Below are 3897 nucleotides of genomic sequence, written 5' to 3' on the forward strand. Positions count from 1 at the left end.
GTCCTGTCGGTGGTCGCCCGTCGGCCAACCGCAGCTGCCGCTCCAGGCGTGACGGCAGGGTCTGCAGCACTGACGAGAGCTGATGGATCTCCTTGGTCGACGCGGTGAGGAAGTCGACGTCGCCGGGCAGACCGGCGCGGACGGCCTCGGCGACCGAGCGAGCACCCCGGTCGTGCACCAGTCGGCGGCGGACCTCCGACTCGATCGCCAGCCGAAGGGACTCGAGTCGGCGGTCGACGTCATCGCGCCACAGTCGGGTGCGCAGTGCGGCGAGGGGGTCGAGCTCGCCAGTGCTGAAGGCGTCCTCGAGGTCGGCGCGGAGCCGGTCGGGGCGGACTGCGCGGTAGGCCTTCATGACGTGGACGTTGCCGGCGACCGGCGCGCCGGGCTGGATGGTGACATGGCGGTCGACGAGCTCGGACGCCACGGCGGTGATGCCGTGAGCGTCCTGGTCGGAGAGCGCCTTCTTGATGACGTCGTCCAGTGCGGCGTCGTCCAGTCCGCGCAGGTGCTTCGCGACGGCGTGGGCCGCGTCGTCGGTCGGGAGCCGGACGTCCTCGGCGAACAGGGGAGCGATCCTTGCCAGGGCCCGACGTGACTCGTCGTCCTTGACCAGCACCATCTCGAGTGCGGCCATCGCGTGCTCGTCATCGAGGAGCTCCAGCGCGGAGTAGGTGTCCCGGATCTCCTGGGTCGACACCGCGACGCCGATGGATCTCAGGTGCTGCGCGAGAGCCAGGACATCGTAGGACATAATAAGGTGAATGATATAATGGATTCCGTGCTCAGGCCACCAGTCGTCTTCGTCCATGGATTGGGAAGCACGTACGAGGCCAACTGGGTGAGGTCCGGGTGGGCCGACCTCGTCCTGGCCGAGGGCCGCACCCCGGTCGGACACACGATGGCCGGACACGGTGACGCCCCGCTTCTCGCCCAGCCCGATGACACGGGTCCGGCCCGGTTGCACGCACAGATCGAAGCGACGGGCGGCACGGCGGACGTGGTCGGCTTCTCCGCAGGTGCCGTGCTGTGCCTGACTGCCGCGGTGGAGCGCCCGGACCTGTTCAACAAGCTCGTCCTGATGGGCACCGGCGATCGGGCGTACGAGAGCACCCTCGAGCAGAAGCGGGAGAGTCTCCGGGGGAGCATGGGCAGCCCGCTGTTCGCCGGGATCCGTCTGGCTGCCGAGCGCGCGGGCAACGACTTCGCTCGGGTGATGGAGTCGTCCTTCAACACCGACCCCGTGCCCGCCTTCGAGGCGATGGCATCAGTGACCTGCCCGGTCCTCTTCGTGCTCGGCGAGGACGACTTCGTGGGTCCGGTGGACCGCCTCCTGGACTCGGTTCCGGACGCGCGTCTGGTCACCCTGCGACGTACGGACCACTTCTCCACCACCCAGAGATTCGAGGCGCAGGAAGCTGTCCTCGACTTCCTGCAGGGGTGAGGGCCGCCTTTCGGCATGCGGAGCCCGATCACCGCCGCGATCAGGGGAACGAGCAAGGCTTGCTAGGCCTTGGTGAGCTCGGTCAGCGCGTGCTCGATGTCGCTCTGGCTCTTGAGCAGCAGGGGGAGTGCCAGCCGGATCGCTTCGAGGTCGATCTCGTCCTGGGGGATCACCATCAGCGAGCGGGCCCAGTCGAGGGTCTCGGCGACCGACGGCTTCTTGCGCAGGTCGAGCGAGCGCAGTGTGGCGACCGTGGTCGTGACCTGTTCGGCGATCTCACTGGTCAGCTCGGGTACGTCGGCCATCACGATGTCGCGCTCGCGCTGCGGGTCGGGATAGTCGATGTGCAGGAAGAGGCAGCGTCGACGCAGTGCTTCCGACAGCTCGCGCGTGTTGTTCGAGGTGAGGATGACCGGACAGATGTTCTTGGCACGGATCGTGCCGAGCTCGGGAACGGTGACCTGGCGCTCGGCCAGGAACTCAAGCAGCAGCGCCTCGGCCTCGACGCTGAGTCGGTCGACCTCGTCGACGAGCAGGATGACGTCGTCCTCGGCCCGCAGTGCGTCGAGCAAGGGGCGGACGAGGAGGAAGTCCTCGCCGTAGACATCGCGGACGGTGGCCCGATCCCCATCCGCGCCACCGCTGTCGCGGGCGGACTGGATGGTGAGCAGCTGCTTGCGATAGTCCCACTCGTAGAGCGCCCGGGACTCGTCGATCGCCTCGTGGCACTGGAGTCGCACGATCCGGGCGCCGGTGGCGAGGGCGAGCGCCCGCGCGAGGGCCGTCTTGCCAGTCCCTGCCGGCCCTTCGGCCAGCAGCGGACGGCCCAACCTGGTGGCCAGCAGCACCGCCGTCGAGATCGCTTCGCTCGGGAGGTAGCCGGCCCTCCGGAGGGCTTCGTCGGCTTCGTCGACGCTTGCGAAAGGCTTGGCCGCCATCAGTTCCCCCTGATACAGTTCATAAAGTAAGATAATTAGACGTTACCAGCCGCCGCGTTCCTACGCCACGGCGCACTTGAACGAGGAGGCCTCAATGCAGCTCGACCTCACTGATGACCAGAAGACCTTCCGGCAGGCGGCACAACGCTCCATCGAGAAGGAGATCCCGCTCACGAAGATCCGTGAGCTGGTGGAGGGGGGCGCGATCTTCGACCGCGGCTGGTGGCAGGCTGGAGCCGAGCTCGGCTGGGCGGCGATGCTGGTGCCCGAGGAGCTCGACGGCGGGACCATCTCTGGCGAGGGACTGCGTGACCTGGCGATCATCGCCGAGGAGTTCGGCCGCGGTGTCGTGCCCGGTCCGCTCCAGGCGGTCAACACCGTCATCGCCGGACTGGTCGAGGTCGTCGTCGAGCAGGAGCACCACGCCGAGGTCATCGGCGGGCTGTTCTCCGGCGGGCTGGTCGGCTCCTGGGCGGTGTACGAGCCCGGCAAGGAATGGGACCCGCTGAACCCCGTCACGGTGGCCAAGGTCGAGTCGGAGGGCATCGTCATCGACGGGGTCAAGGACCGCGTCGAACACGCCACCTCGGCCGACATCTTCCTGGTCACGGCGTCCGGTCCCGAGGGAGTCGTCCAGGTGCTGGTGCCGGCTGACGCTGCCGGTGTCACGATCACCCGCACCGACGGCATCGATCTCACCCGCCCGTTCGGCGAGGTCCGGTTCGAGAACGTGCAGGTGCCGCTCGAGAACCTGGTCGGCACCGCCGCGACCACCGCTGCAGTGATCGAGCGCCAGTTCCAGGTGGCAGTCGCTCTGCAGTGCGCCGAGACCGCCGGTGTCGTCGAGAAGGCCTTCGAGCTCTCCGTGCAGTGGGCCTTCGACCGCTACTCGTTCGGCCGACCGCTGGCGTCGTACCAGGCACTCAAGCACCGCTGGGCCGACCAGAAGACCTGGCTCGAAGCGATCTTCGCGACCACCGACGCCGCCGTGGTCGCGGTGGGTGCGCAGGCTCCGAACGCAGCTGAGCTGGTGAGTGTCGCGGCGAACTACGTCGGCGACAGGTCGACCGAGATCATCCAGGACATCGTGCAGCTCTTCGGTGGCATCGCGATCACCTACGAGCACGACATCCACTTCTACTTGCGCAAGGCCACGGTCAACAAGCACCTCTACGGCACGCCGACGGAGCACCGTCGTCGGGTCGCCGAGCTGATCTCCGCCTGACCGCCACCCGAGACCTGAGAGACGAGACCGATGACGACTGAGACCGTTGACGAGTTCGAGGCCCGCGCCCGAGCCTGGGCCGCCGAGAACCTRCCCTTGGAGGACCCGGACAACCCGCTGCACTTCGAGGACGACCTCGAGGACTGGAACCGCCAGCGGGAGCTGCAGAAGAGGGTGTGGGAGGGCGGCTTCGCTGGGATCGGCTTCCCGACGGAGTACGGCGGCCTAGGACTGTCGACCGACTACCAGGAGGCGTTCAACCGTGCGGTCGAGTGGCGTCACTATCCCTC

At 67.8% G+C, this 3897-nt stretch carries 5 protein-coding genes; 3 read left to right on the plus strand and 2 right to left on the minus strand.

The genetic code is table 11. The annotated features are described in order from the left end of the window. Nucleotides 1-754, minus strand: a 754-nt coding sequence (locus ACXJKL_RS16435; RefSeq protein WP_457208097.1) for a hypothetical protein, incomplete at its 3' end; no start/stop codon positions are given. A 27-nt stretch (nucleotides 755-781) separates the two neighbouring features. On the opposite strand from ACXJKL_RS16435, the gene ACXJKL_RS16440 reads away from it, so the two are divergent. Next, nucleotides 782-1444 carry an alpha/beta fold hydrolase gene (locus tag ACXJKL_RS16440; RefSeq protein WP_457208098.1) on the plus strand — a complete coding sequence of 221 codons (663 nt, stop codon included), beginning with the start codon at nucleotides 782-784 and terminating at the stop codon, nucleotides 1442-1444. 62 nt (nucleotides 1445-1506) lie between these two features. On the opposite strand, the gene ACXJKL_RS16445 is transcribed toward ACXJKL_RS16440, so the two are convergent. Then, nucleotides 1507-2382, minus strand: a complete 876-nt coding sequence (locus tag ACXJKL_RS16445; protein ID WP_457208099.1) for an AAA family ATPase — start codon at nucleotides 2380-2382, stop codon at nucleotides 1507-1509. A 94-nt stretch (nucleotides 2383-2476) separates the two neighbouring features. Here ACXJKL_RS16445 and ACXJKL_RS16450 point away from each other — a divergent pair, with 94 nt between their 5' ends. Next, a complete protein-coding gene (locus ACXJKL_RS16450; RefSeq protein ID WP_457208100.1) occupies nucleotides 2477-3607 on the plus strand; it encodes an acyl-CoA dehydrogenase family protein in 1131 nt (376 codons plus the stop codon). A gap of 30 nt (nucleotides 3608-3637) precedes the next feature. Beyond that, nucleotides 3638-3897 (plus strand): acyl-CoA dehydrogenase family protein (locus tag ACXJKL_RS16455; RefSeq protein WP_457208101.1); only part of this gene is annotated, 260 nt, incomplete at its 3' end.

This window comes from Nocardioides sp. P5_C9_2 (assembly GCF_054049555.1).